2 protein-coding genes are annotated in these 2,280 nt (G+C 39.6%); one reads left to right on the top strand and one right to left on the bottom strand.

Annotated elements, in window-relative coordinates:
• Window positions 1–493, top strand: a 493-nt coding sequence (locus NBH07_RS22180; protein ID WP_250833609.1) for an rRNA adenine N-6-methyltransferase family protein, incomplete at its 5' end; no start/stop codon positions are given.
• Here the strand turns inward: NBH07_RS22180 and NBH07_RS22175 are convergent.
• Complete coding sequence (locus NBH07_RS22175) at window positions 481–1,995, bottom strand: TonB-dependent receptor (protein ID WP_004378882.1); 1,515 nt, start codon at window positions 1,993–1,995, stop codon at window positions 481–483. The genes NBH07_RS22180 and NBH07_RS22175 overlap by 13 nt on opposite strands.
• Window positions 1,996–2,280 lie beyond the last annotated feature (285 nt).

Genomic DNA, 2,280 nt, shown 5'->3' with positions numbered 1-2,280 from the left:
TATTCCTTATGGCATTACTTCCGATATTTTCAAAATCCTGATGTTTGAGAGTCTTGGAAATTTTCTGGGAGGTTCCATTATCCTTCAATTAGAACCTACACAAAAGTTATTTTCGAGGAAGCTTTACAATCCATATACCGTTTTCTATCATACTTTTTTTGATTTGAAACTTGTCTATGAGGTAGGTCCTGAAAGTTTCTTGCCACCGCCAACTGTCAAATCAGCCCTGTTAAACATTAAAAGAAAACACTTATTTTTTGATTTTAAGTTTAAAGCCAAATACTTAGCATTTATTTCCTGTCTGTTAGAGAAACCTGATTTATCTGTAAAAACAGCTTTAAAGTCGATTTTCAGGAAAAGTCAGGTCAGGTCAATTTCGGAAAAATTCGGTTTAAACCTTAATGCTCAAATTGTTTGTTTGTCTCCAAGTCAATGGTTAAACTGTTTTTTGGAAATGCTGGAAGTTGTCCCTGAAAAATTTCATCCTTCGTAGTTCAAAGTCGGGTGGTCTACATCAATGCCACTGTTTATCTTCCATTGCTTACCCTTATAATCCATTCTCAGGGTGAGTTCCTGCCCACATATAGATAGTGTGTTCTCATAACTTAGGCTATCTATGTATGGTCTATTCGGTATAGTATAGTCGTAAGTGTTGCTTGTGTTTCTATCCTCTTCGTGATGCAGTCCGTACCCTGTCTGCAATTTCAACTGTTTGCCAAAAGGATGGGTATATTGCAATGATATTCTGCTTTCGTTGCGCAGGGTGGGCAGTTGTTGGCAAAGATTGCGCAACAGTAGTGAATCTCCGCCCACAGCGTTGCGCAGGTGGTGGAATTTCGTCAGTGAAAGGCTGGTATTATTAGTTTCATTCGAGTTACCGCCAAGTGTCGCCTTCACGGTAAATGATGCCCCAGCCTTGCCAATCCGCCGTGTGAGGTCGGCAGATACATGGTAATTCTTTCCATTGCTTTTTGTGTTATTTCGCAGCGTTCCCGAGGTCAGCGTGTCCGCAGCCGTATTGCGCTCATATAGGTATGTTGTGTTGTCAGTCAGGTTGTCTGACCGTCCGAAGTTTCCATTTGCACTTATATTCAGCAAAGTCTTTTTGTCTATGTTATACTGCAGATTTATGTTTGCGGCATTACTGTGATTCTTGCTCAAGGAAAGCAGCATTGATTCCCGATATTTTGTTCCCGATGAAAGATATTGCTCATCATAGTCATGATTCTCGCTTCCATTGTGGAAGGCATTGAGTGAGAGGCTTGCATTGAGCGTAATTTTCTTACCAAATTTCTTCACGATATTGCCCGACAATATGTTTTGGAAATTGTTTCCCCCAATGTTCATATTACTAAGATTGTCAGAGCGCAAAGTCAGCGAGGTGTTTTCGCCATCGGCATTGAATAGATTGCCCTGTACCTCATCCCTGCGTCTGTCGCGATTGCCGTGTTCAGCCGTTAGTGTTCCTGTCAGGCTGCCATTGTAGGTAGATTTGGTCTTGATGTCCAGCACATAATTGTCGGCACCATCATCTACTCCCGTCATTTTCTCCAATGCGCTGAGCATGTCATACAGTTTCAGTAGTTCCACTGCATCGGTTGGCATATTCTCCAACGCTGCGATAATGTCGTTGCCCATAAAGGTCTCGCCATTGATGTTTACGCCGTTCAATGGCTTTCCTTTGAATGATAGTTGCCTGTTCGCCTTGTCGTATTCCATGCCCGGAATATTCCTGATTAAGTCTTCCAAGTTAGCACCTTTCCTTACTCGAAGGCAATCAGTATTGATAAACGTGGTGTCTTTTCTTATGGAAAACAATTTCCGCTGTCCAATAACTTGAACTTCATCGAGTTCTATCGTTTTATGTAATGAAGAAACATGTTTTCGAGTAGGGTATATAGTATCACCCACAACTAAATTCAAAATAGTAGCATTAGCAGTGGGAAACAGCAGAAGTAGAATGATGAAGATTAAAAGAATTCTTTTGATTATCATTTTGCAAAATTACCATTGTTCATAGATATATGCAATACCTTAAAATGGCGATTTTATAGAATTAGAAATGTCTAAGGTTGATTTTCATTGAAAAAACAACGTAAATACTTTGCTTATATGAATTATATCGCTATCTTTGCAACATCAAACAGAGAGTTCTTTGAGACTTTGCAGAATAAAGAAAGGGAAAGAAACTCGCTCGTTTCTTAGTCGTTCACCTTATCAGATTATATATTCTGCTTTTTATTAGTAATCAGTCGATTACATTCACCCCCATTACTTTTA

The sequence above is a fragment of the Parabacteroides sp. B2-S-102 genome (assembly GCF_023656665.1).
Lineage (GTDB): Bacteria > Bacteroidota > Bacteroidia > Bacteroidales > Tannerellaceae > Parabacteroides > Parabacteroides distasonis.
Note: the sequence above shows the minus strand (reverse complement) of the source record. Positions and strands in the feature narration are given on the sequence as shown.